14 protein-coding genes are annotated in these 15775 nt (G+C 63.7%); 5 read left to right on the top strand and 9 right to left on the bottom strand.

Annotated features, from left to right (window positions below; genetic code table 11):
• Positions 1 to 15: 15 nt before the first annotated feature.
• Entirely contained in the window at positions 16 to 510 is a 495-nt protein-coding gene (locus tag AAHK20_RS29850) for a cupin domain-containing protein (RefSeq protein WP_449185104.1), read from the bottom strand.
• A gap of 72 nt (positions 511 to 582) precedes the next feature.
• The gene (locus AAHK20_RS29845; protein ID WP_449185103.1) at positions 583 to 906 is read right to left on the bottom strand and encodes a thioredoxin family protein; all 324 of its coding nucleotides are present in this window, start codon (positions 904 to 906) and stop codon (positions 583 to 585) included.
• A 469-nt stretch (positions 907 to 1375) separates the two neighbouring features.
• On the opposite strand from AAHK20_RS29845, the gene AAHK20_RS29840 reads away from it, so the two are divergent.
• Positions 1376 to 2245, top strand: a complete 870-nt coding sequence (locus AAHK20_RS29840) for a DMT family transporter (protein WP_449185102.1) — start codon at positions 1376 to 1378, stop codon at positions 2243 to 2245.
• 93 nt (positions 2246 to 2338) lie between these two features.
• Here AAHK20_RS29840 and AAHK20_RS29835 read toward each other — a convergent pair whose 3' ends face one another.
• The 3 genes from AAHK20_RS29835 to AAHK20_RS29825 all read right to left on the bottom strand — a co-directional run bounded on the left by AAHK20_RS29835 (position 2339) and on the right by AAHK20_RS29825 (position 4741).
• Positions 2339 to 2569 carry a hypothetical protein gene (locus tag AAHK20_RS29835; protein WP_449185101.1) on the bottom strand — a complete coding sequence of 77 codons (231 nt, stop codon included), beginning with the start codon at positions 2567 to 2569 and terminating at the stop codon, positions 2339 to 2341.
• A gap of 54 nt (positions 2570 to 2623) precedes the next feature.
• Positions 2624 to 2764 carry a hypothetical protein gene (locus tag AAHK20_RS29830; protein ID WP_449185100.1) on the bottom strand — a complete coding sequence of 47 codons (141 nt, stop codon included), beginning with the start codon at positions 2762 to 2764 and terminating at the stop codon, positions 2624 to 2626.
• Positions 2765 to 3529: 765 nt separating this feature from the next.
• A complete protein-coding gene (locus AAHK20_RS29825; RefSeq protein WP_449185099.1) occupies positions 3530 to 4741 on the bottom strand; it encodes an MFS transporter in 1212 nt (403 codons plus the stop codon).
• A gap of 179 nt (positions 4742 to 4920) precedes the next feature.
• On the opposite strand from AAHK20_RS29825, the gene AAHK20_RS29820 reads away from it, so the two are divergent.
• From AAHK20_RS29820 to AAHK20_RS29805, 4 genes are all read left to right on the top strand, one after another.
• Positions 4921 to 6618, top strand: coding sequence for a VRR-NUC domain-containing protein (locus AAHK20_RS29820; RefSeq protein WP_449185098.1), 1698 nt, complete (start codon positions 4921 to 4923; stop codon positions 6616 to 6618).
• Entirely contained in the window at positions 6615 to 8897 is a 2283-nt protein-coding gene (locus AAHK20_RS29815) for an ATP-dependent DNA helicase (protein ID WP_449185097.1), read from the top strand. Before AAHK20_RS29820 ends, AAHK20_RS29815 begins: the two co-directional genes overlap by 4 nt.
• Before the next feature lie 62 nt (positions 8898 to 8959).
• The gene (locus AAHK20_RS29810) at positions 8960 to 9445 is read left to right on the top strand and encodes an SRPBCC family protein (protein ID WP_449185096.1); all 486 of its coding nucleotides are present in this window, start codon (positions 8960 to 8962) and stop codon (positions 9443 to 9445) included.
• A gap of 515 nt (positions 9446 to 9960) precedes the next feature.
• Positions 9961 to 10233: a hypothetical protein gene (locus AAHK20_RS29805; protein ID WP_449185095.1), complete on the top strand. Its 273-nt coding sequence runs from the start codon at positions 9961 to 9963 to the stop codon at positions 10231 to 10233.
• Positions 10234 to 10687: 454 nt separating this feature from the next.
• Here AAHK20_RS29805 and araH read toward each other — a convergent pair whose 3' ends face one another.
• The 4 genes from araH to AAHK20_RS29785 form a co-directional block, all read right to left on the bottom strand.
• Positions 10688 to 11620 (bottom strand): L-arabinose ABC transporter permease AraH, encoded by a 933-nt coding sequence (gene araH / locus AAHK20_RS29800; protein WP_449185202.1) that lies wholly within the window; start codon positions 11618 to 11620, stop codon positions 10688 to 10690.
• Positions 11621 to 11756: 136 nt separating this feature from the next.
• Positions 11757 to 13301, bottom strand: coding sequence for an L-arabinose ABC transporter ATP-binding protein AraG (gene araG / locus AAHK20_RS29795; RefSeq protein ID WP_449185094.1), 1545 nt, complete (start codon positions 13299 to 13301; stop codon positions 11757 to 11759).
• A gap of 6 nt (positions 13302 to 13307) precedes the next feature.
• Complete coding sequence (locus AAHK20_RS29790) at positions 13308 to 14315, bottom strand: arabinose ABC transporter substrate-binding protein (RefSeq protein WP_449185093.1); 1008 nt, start codon at positions 14313 to 14315, stop codon at positions 13308 to 13310.
• A 79-nt stretch (positions 14316 to 14394) separates the two neighbouring features.
• The gene (locus tag AAHK20_RS29785; RefSeq protein ID WP_449185092.1) at positions 14395 to 15321 is read right to left on the bottom strand and encodes a dihydrodipicolinate synthase family protein; all 927 of its coding nucleotides are present in this window, start codon (positions 15319 to 15321) and stop codon (positions 14395 to 14397) included.
• Positions 15322 to 15775: the final 454 nt, after the last annotated feature.

Genomic DNA, 15775 nt, shown 5'->3' with positions numbered 1-15775 from the left:
TTTATCGACGCGCGGTCATGACCCATTGCGCGCCGGCTTGCCGTCGTGCGGCCCGAGCGGGCGTGCCGGCCAATCCACCCAGCGATCCGCGCGCGTCGCCTCATACGCTTCGTTCTTCGGATAGCGGATGCGGTTTTCGTCCTTCGGCCTTTCACCGATCACGAGCAGCCGGGCCTCTTGATCCGTGTTGTTCAGAAACGTGTGGCAAATGCCGGTGCCTGCCGGAAACGCGACCGAATCGCCGGGCGCGAGGCGATGCAGATGGCCATCGATCCATACGTCCGGCGTGCCTTCGAGCACGAACGCGAACTCTTCTTCCGCGCTTTCCGCATGCGGGTACGACGTGCGGCGCCCAGGCAAGAGCCGCACGTGGTGAATGCCGATGCGCGTCAGCCCGAGTTTGGCCGCGAGCGGAGCGCCGATGCCCTGCAGCTCGGTATCGCCCGGATAGTGCTTGTTGTCTTCACCTTCGAGTTCGGTCCAGTGCCGGATGAAATCAGGTCGTTCCATTCGTTTTCCTGTGATTTGAGGTTGCCGGAAAGCAATCGGATCAGTACGTGCGTCCGTTGAAAACGCGCGAAGTTATCCGAGTGCAGCGATGCCATCGTCAATCGCGGCGACGTCCACGGGACGCACCACGCGCGCCACTTCCGCGCCGTCGCGCAGAAAAATCAGCGTGGGCCACAGCTTGACCTTGAACGAGCGGCCAAGCGGCCGTCCCGGGCCGTCTTCGATCTTCAGGTGCCGTGCGTGCGCGAGCTTGGCCAACGCCCGCCCGATGATGGGCTGCGCACCTCGGCAATAGCCGCACCAGTCGGTGCCGAATTCGAGCACTGTCGTACCGGCGAGTGCGTCGACTTCTGCGCGGGTGGGTGCGGTCTTTGAATAGGCGGTGTCGTTTTGCATCTGGGCTCCGAATGGGTCACGGCATGCGTTCGATTATTGTGACGCAAAGACGCCGGCGCTTCAGAGGCTCGGAAAAGAACCGGCGTCGCGCGCGGTTGCGCAATGGGTCCGATACGCGTAACCTCGCCAAAGGCTTTTTCCGACATCGCCGAATTCGCTTCCCCTCACATGACACACCTTGCGCGCCTTTGCTCTGCCAGTGGCAACGCCGACGTGAACCACGTCGGTGGCGGCGCGCGTGTTTGCGGCCTTGCCGCTTTTCCTCCACCTGTCGCTTCCCCTCCGAGCCTCGTCGGCGCCGGCACTGCGCCGCCGCCCTGTTCGACGGCTCTTGGCTGATTCTTCAGCCACCCCGAAAGTCTCCCGCAACTCGAAGTCGTGCAACTGCGCATGAGCGCAGCCGTGTGAACGCGCGTGCGTCGCCGTTCGAGTTCGCCGGAGTCCGCGTGTTTTCGACAGGTGACTTCACATGACTTCTTTACGAGCCGCATTTGCGGCCTATGGCGCGACCTCGCTCTTCATCTTGCTTTGGAGCAGCGGCGCGATCTTCGCGGAACTGGGTGTGCAGCACGCGCCCGCATTCGCGTTTCTGGTGCTGCGCTTCGCGCTTGCATCGTCGGTGCTGGCGGTTTTCGGCGTATGGCGGCGGCGCTGGCTGCCCGCTCCCGGCACGCGGCTGCAAGTGGCCGGCACCGGCGCACTGATTACCGGCGGCTACTCGATCTGCTATCTGCTCTCGCTCGCGCGCGGCCTCACGCCCGGCGTGCTCGCAACGATCCTCGGCGTGCAACCGATTCTCACGTTGCTGCTCGTGGAGCGCCGTTACTCGGCGGCGCGCGTCGCCGGGCTCTGCATTGCGTTGGGCGGGCTCGCGCTCGTCGTCTATCGCGGCGCCGACGACGTGCGGCTGCCGGCCAGCGGCGTACTGTTCGCGCTGGCCTCGCTCGCGTGCATGACGCTCGGCGCGATCTTCCAAAAGGGCTTGAAACAGGCGCCGATCGACGTCCTGCCGTTGCAAAACGCGGTGAGCCTCGTGCTGTGCCTGTTGTTTGCGCCGTTCGAGCCGCTCGCGTTCAAGCCGAGCGTGAGCGTGCTGGTGCCGCTGCTGTGGCTGGGCATCGTGATCTCGGTGTTCGCGCAACTGTTGTTCTATCGGCTCGTGCGAAGCGGCAATCTGGTCAACGTGACGAGCCTCTTTTATCTGGTGCCCGTCGTGACCGCGCTGATGGACTACGTGTTTCTCGGCAACCGGTTGTTGCCGTTGGGGATCGCCGGTATGGGCGCGATTCTGCTCGGACTCGCGCTCGCGCTGGGAGCCGCGCCCGAGCGAGCACGCTGAGCGACATCGCAAGTCGATTGGAGATTAGGGATGTTCGCGCGGCCTCCGTTTCGCGCGGACATCCCCTTCGAAACGCGCTCCATGCCTTCGACCCTACCGGCTGCGAAGCGTATCGCCGAGGCAATACTTTCCGTAGATCAGGCAGTGGGAAGGCTTGCTGTTCGTCTCGGCACGTTTGACGACAGCGTCAGACGTGGGGCGCAGATCGTCGGTTGCGCGGGGCACGCAGGCCGGGTTGATGGACTCCAGCGTGACAAAGAGCATCAATGCACCCAGTAAGAGCGGCACCAACGCCGCCCAGTGATGGATATGCAAGCGATTCATGGCAGTCGCTCCTACCTACCGGATTCGCACACTCCGTAGAGCGCGCGCCGAGGCTTACGAAATGAGCGCCTTGAGGCGGCGCCAGAGAGCAGCGAGCCGGTGCGTTTCGCGGGTTTGCAGCGACAGCATCGCGTCGTATTGGGCGCGCGATTCGTTGACGTGCGGCAGGTTCGAAAGAAGAAGGCCGAAGTTCATGGTGTAGCTCCGTGCGTCTGGCTTGACGCGTTGCGCGAAAAGCCAGCAGACACGGAAGACCACGCGCGTCATGCGCGCAGTGGCAGAGGTCTACTCGCTTTTCACAGTGAATGGCAAAAATGGTGTTGCGCGGCGTATGGGATAACTGTCACTGTCCGGCATTTCGGCTCCTTTACGGTGTGGGTACGCGCGTTTCTTAGGCACGTGTTTATCCACGCGCTCGCGTGAGAATGAATCGCACGAGCGCGAACGAACGCCGCGATGGGTCGATCGCGACGCAGTGCCAAACAGACAGACGCGCGCAAGCGCGGCGTCCAAATGGCGCTAGTCAGGGTGCACGGGGAGTGTGGCTACGGCGCGCACCGGCTGCCTGCTGGCAGAACGGTGGCTAATAAACAAAAGCGCAGACGTCCTGCCGGTCAGGCAGCGAAACGATTCGAAGGTCGACAACTACAACTGTCCAAGGCAGAGGCCCCTTTTGTGAAGACACTTAAATTCTAGGCGTCGGGATATTCGCGAGTCAACACGATTTTCTAAGCAGAACCAATATATTTTCGAGGCTTCGTTCGATATGCCTCGCAGCCCCGTCATATCAGGCTCAAGTCTTTCAGAACTACAACGGAGAATATGATCGAAAGTGCCATGCTCGTTCGATAATGCTAAGCAGTTGCATTCACCACAACGCTTCTTTCAACGTTCTCCTCACGATCCCATTTGTCCGCTTTTATTTTTACTTTATATAGACATCGATTATTTGAACAACATTTAGACGACCCGTGAGTTTCGCGTCGACGCTTGCCCAACCAACACGAGCAGCGCGATCGCGCAAAACCCCGCTCCCGCATAGAAGGTCGTTGCCGCGCCGAACCGGTCCCACAACCCGCCGGCGACGACGCTTGCAATCAGCGTCGCCAATCCGCTTATCAGGTTGAAGAAACCGAACGCCGTCCCCTTCAATTCGGCGGGCGCGGCATGCGCGACCATCGTCGCCAGCAGCCCTTGTGTCAGGCCCATATGCAGCCCCCAGAGCGCGACGCCAAGCAACACGATCGGCCAGCTGTTGCCGTGCGCAAGCACGATGTCGGACCCGATCAGCACGACCAGGCCCATCGCCAGCAGCCGCGCATGGCTCATCGAATCGGCCAGTTTTCCGAACGGATAGGCCGACAGCGAATACACGACGTTCATCGCGACCATGACGAGCGGCACGAGCGCGATCGGCACGCCGCCTTGCATCGCGCGCAGCACGAGAAACGCCTCGCTGAAGCGCGCCAGCGTGATGACCGCGCCAGCGACGACGACCCACCAATACGTGCGGCTGAGTTGCTTCAAGCTATCGATCCGTACCGGATTGACGCGCTTCGCACCCGGCTGCCACGCGGGCTCCCGGATACCGAAGGCCAATAGCGCAACAGCGACGAGCCCCGGGATGACGGCCACCCAGAAGACCCAGCGGAAGCGGTCCGCCCACAACAGCATCAGCGCGACGGCGATCAAAGGGCCGATAAAAGCGCCGACCGTGTCGAGCGCTTGCCGCAAGCCGTAGGCGGCGCCGCGCAAGTGCGCGGGTGTGATGTCGGCGACGAGCGCGTCCCGCGGCGCCCCGCGGATGCCCTTGCCGATCCGGTCGACGACGCGCGCGGTCAGGACGATGCCCGCAGTCGGCGCAATCGCGAACAGCGGCTTGCTCAGCGTGCCCATGCCGTAGCCGATCACCGCCAGCCATTTCCGGTTGCCGAGGTAGTCGCTCAACGCGCCGGAGAACATTTTGACGATCGGCGCGGCCGCCTCGGCGATGCCTTCGATCAGCCCGACCGTCATGGCGCTCGCACCGAGGCTCGTCACGAGAAACATCGGCAAGAGGCTGTGAATGGTTTCCGATGAGATGTCCATGAACATGCTCACGAAACCGAGAACCCAGACGCCGCGCGGAATCTGGCTCAGCGTTTTGGGGCGCTGGATGGAATCGGTCTGCACGGCGTGGGTCCTTGTCGGCGTCCGGATTCCAATCATAGAAACGCGCGGCGTGATTGGAAACGTCGGAAACGTCGAAAACGTCGAGAAATGCCGGCTCCCGAAAAAGCTCACCTGACGCTGCGCGCCGCCTGGTTTGCTATCATTCATCCCTGTATAAATATACAGTCCCGTCGCTCCCCGTGCCGACCGATCCTCCCTATTACCTGCTGAACTTCGAGCGCGCGCTCGCGTGGATCGCCGAACGTTACGACGACCTGTTCAGCACCGGCGAGCGTGCGTTTTTCGAGGCGTTCGCCGCGTTGCCGCAAGACTCCCGCGCGCTGCTCGTGCGGATGCTGATGCGCAAGGGCACGCTGTTTCGGGCGAGCCGTCTGTCGTATGAGGAGATCGGGTGTCCGTTGGCGGCGGCGCAGCCGCTCGTTGAGCTTGGCTGGCTCGATTCCGAACCGGAGCTCACGCTTGACGAAGTGTTCGCGCTGACGACGCGGCCCGAGCTGCTGCAGATGTTTCCCTCCACCGTCACGGCGCTCGGCAAGCAGGCCCGCAAATCCGATTGGCTCGACGCGCTGCGGCCCACCCACGTCGACGCGCGCAGCTACGCCGCCTGGGGCGCGCCGCCCGGCGACCCGGTGTTCCGCGTCGCGATCGCGCCGCTTTGCGATCGGTGGCGGCTCATGTTCTTCGGCAACCTGCATCAAGATTGGTCGGAGTTCGTGCTCGCGGATCTTGGCGTGTTCAAGTACGAAAGCGTGTCGTTCTCGCGGTCGTCGCGCGCGTTTCAGCGGCGCGCGGATATCGACGGCTATCTCGCGCTGCAGGCGTACCGCGAAGCGCTCGATGTGGTCGATGCACTCGACGATGACGAAGCACTCGACGCGCTCGCCGCCGCCGTCCTCGCCATCGATATCGACAACGCGTGGCTCGAAACGCGCCGCGCGAAGCTGCTGTTCCGCATCGGCCAGCACGCCGAGCGCCGGCAGAACTGGGACGCGGCCCTTGCTGTCTTCGCGCGGTGCGCGTGGCCCGGCGCGCGTCACCGGCGTATGCGGGTGTTGGAGCGCTGCGGCCGCTTCGACGATGCGTTGGCGCTCGCTTTGCAAGCGGCCGAGGCGCCGGAAAGCGAGGAGGAAAGCCAACGCATCGCGCGGATGCTGCCGCGCTTGCAACGCCAAACGGGGCAGCCGGCAAAACGCACCGTAGCAGCCGCGCAGCCGATCGCGCGCAGCACCCTCGAACTCACGCGGCCCGCTGCGCCGATCACGGTCGAGTACGCCGCGCGCGACGCGCTCAGCGCCGCCGATGCGCCCGTTCACTACGTCGAGAACGCGCTGATCAATTCACTGTTCGGCCTGCTGTGCTGGGAGCCCGTGTTCGCGGCCATTCCGGGCGCGTTCTTTCACCCGTTCCAGCGCGGCCCCGCCGATCTGCACGCGCCCGATTTCCGCGCGCGCCGCGCCGAGACGTTCAACCGGTGCTTGGCCCAACTCGAAGACGGGACCTATCGCGAGACGATCCTGCGCCATCTCGAGAGCAAGGCCGGTGTGCAATCGCCGTTCGTGTTCTGGGGGGTGCTGAGCCCCGAACTGATTGCGCAGGCGCTCGATTGCCTCCCCGCCGCGCATCTGAAGCTCTGGTTCGAGCGGCTGCTCGGCGACATTCGCAGCAACCGGTCGGGGCTGCCCGACCTGATCCGCTTTTGGCCCGCCGAGCGCCGCTATGAGCTGATCGAAGTGAAAGGCCCGGGCGACCGTCTGCAGGACAATCAGATCCGCTGGCTGCAGTATTGCGTGCAGCACGGCATGCCGGTGCGCGTGCTCGACGTGCGCTGGACCGAAGACGCGGGCGTTGGCGCAACACAAACGGCCGAGGCAACGTGACCTACGTCATCGCCGTCCGCGCCCTCTGCGAGTTCACGGCCAAGCGCGGCGATCTCGACCTGCGCTTCACGCCGGCCCCCACCGCGCTCGAAGGGATCGCCGGTCACGCAACCGTCGCCGCGCGCCGAGCGAGCGGTTACGAAGCGGAGATCACCCTCACCGGCACCTATCGCGATCTCACCGTGCGCGGCCGCGCCGACGGCTACGACGCCGCGCTCAACCGGCTCGAAGAAGTGAAGACCTATCGCGGCGATCTCGATGCGATGCCGGACAATCATCGTGCGTTGCATTGGGCGCAAGCCCTCGTCTACGGACATCTGCTTTGCCAGACGCGCGCTCTCTCGCAGCTCGACGTCGCGCTCGTGTACTTCGATATCCATAGCCAGAAGGAAACGGTGCTGACGCAGACGCACGACGCTGCTTCGCTGGAAGCGTTTTTCGTCGAACAATGCGAGCGCTTTCTCGATTGGGCCGCGCAGGAAGCGGCCCACCGCGACGCACGCAACGCCGCGCTCACTGCGCTCAAATTTCCGCATGAGCGCTTTCGCAGCGGCCAGCGTGAACTGGCGGTCGCGGTTTATCGAGCCGCACGCGACGGGCACGCCTTGATGGCGCAGGCGCCCACCGGCATCGGCAAGACGCTCGCGACGATCTTCCCGATGCTGAAAGCGTGCGGCGAGGATCGTGTCGAGCGAGTCTTCTTTCTGACCGCGAAGACCCCTGGCCGCGCATTGGCGCTCGACGCGATCGATACGCTGCACGCAAGCGCAAGCACTGGCGAAGGCTTGCCGCTGCCCTTGCGCACGCTCGAACTCGTCGCGCGCGATAAAGCCTGCGAGCATCCCGACAAGTCCTGCCATGGCGAATCGTGCCCGCTCGCGCGCGGCTTCTACGATCGTCTCCATGACGCGCGCAGCGCAGCGCTCAACGGCTCGCGACGGCTCGATCGCGAGGCCGTGCGCGCCGCCGCCCTCGCGCACGACGTCTGCCCGTACTACCTCGCGCAAGAACTCGCGCGCTGGAGCGACGTGGTCGTCGGCGACTACAACTACTTCTACGACAGCAGCGCCCTGCTCTTCGCGCTCACGCGGTTGAATCAATGGCGCGTCGCCGTGCTGGTCGACGAGGCGCACAACCTGCTCGAACGCGCACGCAAGATGTACACGGCGTCGCTCGAACAAAACGACTTTCGCGCCGCGCGCAAGAGCGCGCCGGACACGCTGAAGAAGCCGCTCGAACGGCTGCAGCGCGAATGGAACGTGTTGAATCGCACACAAGACGACGCGTACCACGTGCACACCGAAGTGCCCGCGCGGTTGCTGTCGGCAGCCCAGAATCTGATCGGCGCGGTCACGGACCAGCTCGTCGACGCACCGCTCTCGATCGACGACTCGCTGCTGCGCGTGTTCTTCGACGCGATGCACTTCGTCGCGCTTGCCGAGCAGTTCGGCGAGCACTCGATCTTCGATGTCACGCGCGACGAGAGCGCACGCGGGGCGCGCGGCCAAGCCGCTTCGACGCTATGCGTGCGCAACGTCATTCCGGCGCCGTACCTCGCGCCTCGCTACGACGCCGCGCACACGACGGTGATGTTTTCCGGGACGCTGCACCCCTCGCACTTCTACCGCGACACGCTCGGCTTGCCGGAAGCGACGAACTGGCTGGAGGTCGACGGGCCGTTTCGCGCGCAGCAATTGAAAGTGCACGTGGCCGCTCATGTCTCGACGCGCTGGCGCGACCGCGAACGCTCGCTCGCGCCGATCGTCGAGCTGATCGCGCAACAGTACGCCGCGCAGCCTGGCAACTATCTCGGCTTCCTGAGCAGCTTCGATTATCTCGAGCGCGTCGCGGCGTTGTTGCGCGAGCGCCATCCCACGCTGCCGATCTGGACGCAAGCACCCGGCATGGACGAAGCCGCGCGCGACGCCTTCCTCGCGCGCTTTCGCGACACGCGCTGCGGCATCGGCTTTGCTGTTCTGGGAGGCGCGTTTTCCGAAGGCGTCGATCTCGTCGGCGAGCAGTTGATCGGCGCATTCATCGCCACGCTCGGCTTACCGCAGCTAAACGCCGTCAATGAGCAGATGCGCCGCACGATGGAGGCGAAGTTCGGCAACGGCTACGATTACGTGTACCTGTACCCTGGCTTGCAGAAAGTCGTGCAGGCAGCGGGGCGCGTGATTCGCACCGAACACGATACGGGCGTCGTGCATCTGATCGACGATCGCTACCGGCGCCCCGAAGTCCGCCGCCTGTTGCCGGGCTGGTGGCAATTGCCCTGAGCGAGCCGAAATGCGAAGTCTGGGGGCGCTAGCTAATAACAAGCCCTGAAACGGGAGACCCTATGCGCGTGGCCGAATTTCAGTTCGTCACGATCTGGCGCATTGACGCGCCGGTGGCCGCCGTATGGGCGGCGATCCACGACTCGGCGCACTGGCCCGAGTGGTGGAAGAACGTCGAAGGTGTGGCAGAGATCGAAGCGGGTTCTGGCGAAGGTATCGGCGCGATCCAACGCTATACGTGGAAAGGCCGCCTGCCGTACCGGCTCGTGTTCGATATGCGTGTGACGCGCATCGAGCCGCTTGTCGCGCTCGAAGGTGAAGCGAGCGGCGATGTGGAAGGCACCGGTTGCTGGCGCTTCTCGACGGAGCGCGACATCAGCGTGATTCACTACGACTGGCGTGTGCGGACCACCCGCGCGTGGATGAATGCATTGGCGCCGTTGGCAAGACCCGTGTTCCAGTGGAATCACGATGCTGTGATGCGCGAAGGCGGAGCCGGCTTGGCAAGACGGCTCGACGCGCGGTTGATCAGCGTCGAGCATGGGTGAGGTGCGGGCGCCCTACGATCCGAACTCACCCTGACCGCTAATGCGAGGCGCTCCCGAAAAGCCTCACCTTAAGCTGGTTACGTGCTCAGCACGTTTAGGCAAAATCGCTTTTCCCCGGCACGGTGCATCTATAAACAATGCGGTTATCCGCACACATTCGCCTTTGCAATTTCTGCTGCGAATCAATTGCCGCGTCAGACAAAATTTCAAAAGTCGAAAGCGCTTTATCGGCGTTCGTCAATTAGTGTCAATCGGGTTATGGGTTGACGCGACAATCGCCTATAAAACTAAGCACGTCCCCCACTCCACACGATCTTGCATAACGGCCGCTGCAATTCCAATCAGTAAATACAGCGGTGCGTCGCTTTCGCAACACGTGGTGAAAGTCACACAAGCCAAGTCTAGTTTTTGATAGCCTTAATCAAGCTGATGTTCCAGACCGGTTGCCGAGCGATTGCGGCGAGAAACCGTTTTCACATCAGAACAAGCGCATCTGCGCACAGGAGGGCTTCATCATGCTGCGGTGGGTCGCAAACTGGGCATCAAATCACGCGCCAACTCCCGAGAAGCAAGCGGAACGAGCGTTGAACGAGCTGCGCATGGAACTGTTTCAGGCCGAGCAGCGCGTCCTCGACGCGCAGATGCACGCGGATTACTACCGCGCCCGCTTGACCTTCCTCGAAGAAGTCACGAAGAAAGGCATCGAGCAGGTGTCCGATCAGCGCAAGGGAACGCAAGAAACTTCCCAAGCGTTGCGGCCCGGCATGAAGCTCGCGGCGGCGCAGTAGTTGGCGCAGTTGGCAACGCCGTTGCGAAACAAGGCAGGCCGGTGAGATCGGCGCGTCGTCGCGCGATTTCATTGCGGCACGATGCTGTCGGCGCACGCCGAACGCAGCACGGTCATCATGTTTTGACCGCGCTGCGTTCGGCGTGCGCGTCAACACGTCCATCCCATTCCTGAGAACTGCATAACGACAGTGCGCCGCGCTGCGGCCGCATTCGCGCTCGACCATCGCGCCATCGAATCGCAAAGCCGCCAAAACCGCATCTTTCAGCACACTCCCGAAAAAACTCACCTTTCGCTCCGTGTGGCGACGCACATCGATTCGCCGCGCATGATTTTATGCCTGAAAACAAGGGGTTTTTCGATTTCCGCTGCGAATCGGGAGCGCTGCAAAACGCGGCTCCCGAAAAGCCTCACCTTTCGCACTGATCCCGCAGCGAAGGGCGCGCATCGCTCGACTACACCCGCGCCGCGCTGCGCCGCCGCGTGCGGCGGTAGTGATCGAACAGCACGGCGAGCAGCAGAATGCCGCCACGAATCAGGTACTGATAGAAGGTCGGCACGTTCATGAGGCTCATGGCGTCCTGCACCGAGCCCATGATCAGCACGCCCACCAGCACGCCCGAGATCGTCGCCACTCCGCCTGTCAGCGACACGCCACCGAGCACGCACGCCGAAATCACGCCGAGTTCGAGGCCGACCGACGTCTTCGGATCGCCCAAGCTCATCCGCGACGCGAGCATCACGCCAGCAAAGCCGGTTACGAGACCCTGCAGCACGAACACGGCGATTTTGATGCGCGTCACTGGTAGCCCCGCGAGCCGTGCGGCGTCGCTATTGCCGCCCACGGCGAGCACGTTCTTGCCGAACACCGTCTTCCTGAGAAGAAAGCCGAATACGACAAAGCCGACGATGTTGCTCCAGATCGGATACGAAATGCCGAGGAACGAACCGCCGCCGAGATCGAAGAAGCGCTCTTCGGTAATCATCACGGCGTCGCCGTTCGACACGATAAAGGCCAGACCGCGCACGACTTCCATCATCGCGAGCGTCACGATCAAGGAGTTGATGCGATACCGGCCGACGAGCACGCCGTTGACGAGCCCAACCGCGCCGCCCGCCAGGATGCCGCCCACGACACCGAGCCATACGCTGTGCGTGGCCGTGATCAGCATCGATGCCACCACGCCCGACAGCGCCACGATCGACGCCACCGACAAATCGACCTCGCCTAGCGCGAGCACGAACATCATCGTCACCGCGATCGAGCCGATCAGCGTGACCGATAGCAGCAGGCCCTGCAAATTGCGGCTCGTCAGGAAGTCGGGGACGGTGAACGACAGGATCGCGAACAGGATCACGAACACCATGACGATGCCGGACTTGTTCATGACGCGCCACGCCTTCGCCGCCTGGGAAGTGGAGCCGGGCTGCCCGGACTGCGCGGTTTTCGGAAGGGATTGAGGTTGTTGCATGGTTTCTCTCATTCGTTGCGGTACGCCGGCATCCAGAGCGGCCTGAGTCCGATTACTGCGGCAAAGCCAGCTTGATCAGCTGATCCGGCGTGGCCTCGGCCTTCGGCAGATCGCCGACGATCCGGCCTTCCTTCATCACGAGCACACGGTCGGCGACGCCGATCACCTCGGCGAGATCGCTCGACACCATCAGCACCGTGCGCCCCGCCTCGGCCAAGCCGTAAAGCAGCTCGTAGATCTGCGCGCGGGCGCCGACGTCGATGCCGCGCGTCGGTTCATCCATCACGAAGACGTCGATTTTTTCGGCGAGCCAGCGCGAGAGGATCACCTTCTGCTGATTGCCGCCCGAGAGCGTGCCGATCGCCGTGTCGCCGTCGCGCGTCTTGATCGACAGCTTCGCGACGTATTCGCCGGTCAGCTCGCGTTCACGACGCCCGTTCAGCAGAAAGCGCGCGACGCTGAAATGGCGGCGTGCGCTGATGTTGAGGTTGTCGGCGACCGACGCGATCGCGACGATGCCGTCCTGCTTGCGGTCTTCCGGGCACATCGCGATGCCGGCGCGCACCGCGTCGCGCGGCGTGCCGAAGCTCACGCGGCGTCCGTCGAGTTCGACATGCCCCGCGCTCGGCCGCACCGCGCCGCAGATCAGCTTCATCAGCTCGGAACGCCCCGCGCCGACGAGCCCGAAGAAGCCGACGATCTCCCCACGCCGCGCGCTGAACGTCGCCGGCTCCGACAAGCCCGGCCCCATCAGCGCTTTCGCTTCGATCCGCACGTCGCCCGGCGGGCGCGGGCGATAGTTGTACACGTCGCTGATCGAGCGCCCGACCATGCAACTGATCAGGCGATCGCGTTCGAGACCCTCGACCGCTTCGAACGTCTCGATCGAGCGTCCGTCGCGAAACACCGTGACGCGGTCGCACAGCTCGTAGACCTCGTCCATTCGATGCGTCACGTAGATGATCGCGCGGCCCTCGGCGCGCAACGCGTCGATGATCTCGAACAGCTGCTTCGTCTCACGCGACGAGAGCGAGCTGGTCGGTTCGTCGAAGGCGATCACGCGCGCGTCGCGCATCAGCGCCTTGCCGATCTCGATCATCTGGCGCTGTCCGATCGACAAGTTCTTGACCTGCGCATTCGGATCGATGTGCTCGCCGAGACGCGCGAGCGTGGCCATCGCCCGCTCCACGAGCAAGCGCTCGTCGAGCACGCCGAAGCGGCTCGGCAACTGCCCGAGCATCAGGTTCTCCGCCACCGTCAGCTCGGGCACCAGGTGCAGCTCCTGGTAGATGATCGCGATGCCGGCATCGATCGCCGCCTTGGTGTTCGCGAAGCGCCGCTCGACGCCGGCGAGGCGCAGCGCGCCCGCCTGCGGATCGTTGACGCCCGAGAGCACCTTGAGCAGCGTCGACTTGCCCGCGCCGTTCTCGCCCATGAGGCCATGCACTTCGCCCGCGCGCACCTCGAACGACACGCGGTCGAGCGCGAGCACCCCCGGGAAGCTGACGGTGATGCCGTCGAGCTGCAGGTAAGGGGGCTCGGCGTCGTGACGCGTTGCGTTCGGCGCGGCTTCGGCGATTTCGTTCGCGTCACGCATGCTCGTTCAGATCCCGAGCTCGTCGCGCACTTGCTTCCAGTTGTCGCGCGTCATCAGCTTGCCCGTGGTCTGCGTATCGGCCGGCGGTTGCTTGCCCGTCTTGATCCAGTCGACCAGGTTCTCGGTGCTCTGCTTGCCGTGGTTCGTCGAGCTGACCGCGATCGTGCCGTAGAAGCCCGTCGGTTCCTTGCGCTGCAGTTCGGCGAACGCTTCGCCCGCGCCGTTGATGCCGACGCCGATCACGTCCGCGGACGGAATGTGCAACTGCTCCGACGCGCGCACGCCGCCGATCACCGTTTCCTCGTTCAGCGCGAAGATCACCCACTTCTTGATGTTCGGGTGCTTGGCGAACACCGGCGAGGCCGCGTTGAAGCCGCCTTCGTCGTCGGTGGTCTTTTGCGGCGCATCGAACATGTTGTCCTTCTTGAAGCCGTTCGCGAGCAGCGTCTGCGTGGCGCCGTCCGTGCGCAGCTTGGCCGTCGGCAGCTCGTAGTCGGAGATGCGCACGGCGCCCACTTCATCCGGGTTCCAGCCGCGGCGCTTCATCTCGTCGGAGATCGCCTGGCCGACCTGGTTGCCGATCTTGAACGCCGACATGCCGAGGTGCGGCACGTCGCCGAGCGGCTTACCCGACGAATCGACGAGCTGATCGTCCACCGTCACGAACTTCATGTTGTAGCGCTTCGCGCGCGCCTCGATGGCCGGTCCGAGCCGCACGTCCGGCGCGCAGATCACGAAGCCCTTCGCGCCTTGCGCGCCGAGGTTGTCGATCGCAGCGAGCACCTTTTCGCCATCGGGCGTGCCGATGTTGACGACCGAGAAGCCTTGCTTCTGGCCGAGCGCCGTCGCCGCCTTCTGCTCGTTGATGAACCATGCCTGCTCGGGCATCTTCACGAGGAAGCCGACCTTGAGCGGCTCGTCGGCGTGCGCGATCGATTGCGTCATTGCCAAGGGCGCCGCGAACAGCGTGGCCATGGCGGCACACAGCGTCAGGCGTCGAAGTTTGCTGGTCATACTCGTCTCCTTTGATGCGATCGGGTCTTTAGCGACCACGTGTGGTTAAGGCGTTGTTCAAGGGAACTCGATCCCGCTCTTAGCGGCCCCAGCGCAGCGCGAGCGGATTCGCTTCGCGTGCGAGTTCGAGCAGTTCAGCGCGGGTGGCGGGCGCAAGCGCTTCGAGCGGATGACGCACGGCGTCGCTCTTGATCACGCCGCCTTCTTTCATGACCGTCTTCGCCGCACGCAAGCCGCACTGGCGGTTTTCGTAGTTGATGAGCGGCAGGATGCGCGCGTAGCCTTCGCGCGCTTTGTCGCGTTCGCCGGCGTGATACGCGTCGAACACTTGGCGAATCAGGTCGGGCAGCAGCGCGCTCGACATCGTGCCCCTCGCGCCCGCGTCGAGATCGGGCATCAGCGTGATCGCCTCTTCGCCGTCGAACGGGCCTTCGATCGTGTCGCCGCCGGCTGCGATCAACGCGCGCAATTTCGCCGCGGCTTGCGGCACTTCGATCTTGAAGTAGCGCACGAGCGGCAACTCGCGAGCGAGCCGCGCGAGAAACGGCACGGACAGCGTGACGCCGGACAGCGGCGCGTCCTGAACCATGACCGGCACGCCCGCCGCTTCGGCCACGCGCGCGAAGTGATCGAACATCGACGCCTCGTCGGCGCGCAGCGCCACGCCGTGATACGGCGGCATCAGCATGACGAGGCTCGCGCCCGCGGCCGCCGCGCGCTTGGCCCGCGCGCTCGCGATGGCGGTGCTGAAGTGGCTGCACGTCACCATCACCGGCACGCGGCCCGCGGTCTGTTCGAGACACAGATCGACGAGGGTGTCGCGCTCGGCGTCGCTCAGGACGAACTGCTCGGAGTAGTTCGCAAGGATGCAGATGCCGTCGACCTGCTGGTCGACCATGCAGTCGATCACGCGCCGCTGACCGTCCAGATCGAGCTCGCCCGAATCGGTGAACGGCGTCGGCGCGACGGGAAAGACGCCTGAGAACGGACGGGCGAAGGTGGTCACAGCACGGGCTCCTGATGGTCGGTTGATCGGTCTGCCGGATCGCGTCGGCGGCGACCCGTGACGCGAAATAGCCATACTATATTCATCGCGATAAGCGGTATCGATTAGCGTTTTCCCCAAATCACCGCCTCGAATAGTAATGCTATTTCTATGCGACCCGGGCACAGATGCCCTGTAATTTCAACGAATTTCCCGGTATTTGAGCGAAGAGCCGATTAAGTACTCCCTTTTTAAGTTTGCCTTTTACCCAGATACCCACATTCTGAGTTTGTCGATTTAGTTTTACTATTTAAGAATTTCAGTGCCTTCAAGATGACCAACAAATCTCGCAAGCTCCGCTCCGCCCAATGGTTCGGCACCGCCGATAAAAACGGCTTCATGTACCGCAGCTGGATGAAGAACCAGGGCATCCCCGATCACGCGTTCGATGGGCGTCCGATCATCGGCATCTGCA

It is taken from the genome of Trinickia camelliae (assembly GCF_053525655.1).
This window is presented reverse-complemented; position numbering and strand designations above follow the sequence as displayed.

Bases quoted from the DNA above. Each gene is read 5' to 3' on its own strand.
- AAHK20_RS29850 (WP_449185104.1), bottom strand. From the start codon at position 510: ATGGAACGACCTGATTTCATCCGGCACTGGACCGAACTCGAAGGTGAA.
- AAHK20_RS29845 (WP_449185103.1), bottom strand. From the start codon at position 906: ATGCAAAACGACACCGCCTATTCAAAGACCGCACCCACCCGCGCAGAA.
- AAHK20_RS29840 (WP_449185102.1), top strand. From the start codon at position 1,376: ATGACTTCTTTACGAGCCGCATTTGCGGCCTATGGCGCGACCTCGCTC.
- AAHK20_RS29835 (WP_449185101.1), bottom strand. From the start codon at position 2,569: ATGAATCGCTTGCATATCCATCACTGGGCGGCGTTGGTGCCGCTCTTA.
- AAHK20_RS29830 (WP_449185100.1), bottom strand. From the start codon at position 2,764: ATGAACTTCGGCCTTCTTCTTTCGAACCTGCCGCACGTCAACGAATCG.
- AAHK20_RS29810 (WP_449185096.1), top strand. From the start codon at position 8,960: ATGCGCGTGGCCGAATTTCAGTTCGTCACGATCTGGCGCATTGACGCG.
- AAHK20_RS29805 (WP_449185095.1), top strand. From the start codon at position 9,961: ATGCTGCGGTGGGTCGCAAACTGGGCATCAAATCACGCGCCAACTCCC.
- araH (WP_449185202.1), bottom strand. From the start codon at position 11,620: ATGAACAAGTCCGGCATCGTCATGGTGTTCGTGATCCTGTTCGCGATC.
- araG (WP_449185094.1), bottom strand. From the start codon at position 13,301: ATGCGTGACGCGAACGAAATCGCCGAAGCCGCGCCGAACGCAACGCGT.
- AAHK20_RS29790 (WP_449185093.1), bottom strand. From the start codon at position 14,315: ATGACCAGCAAACTTCGACGCCTGACGCTGTGTGCCGCCATGGCCACG.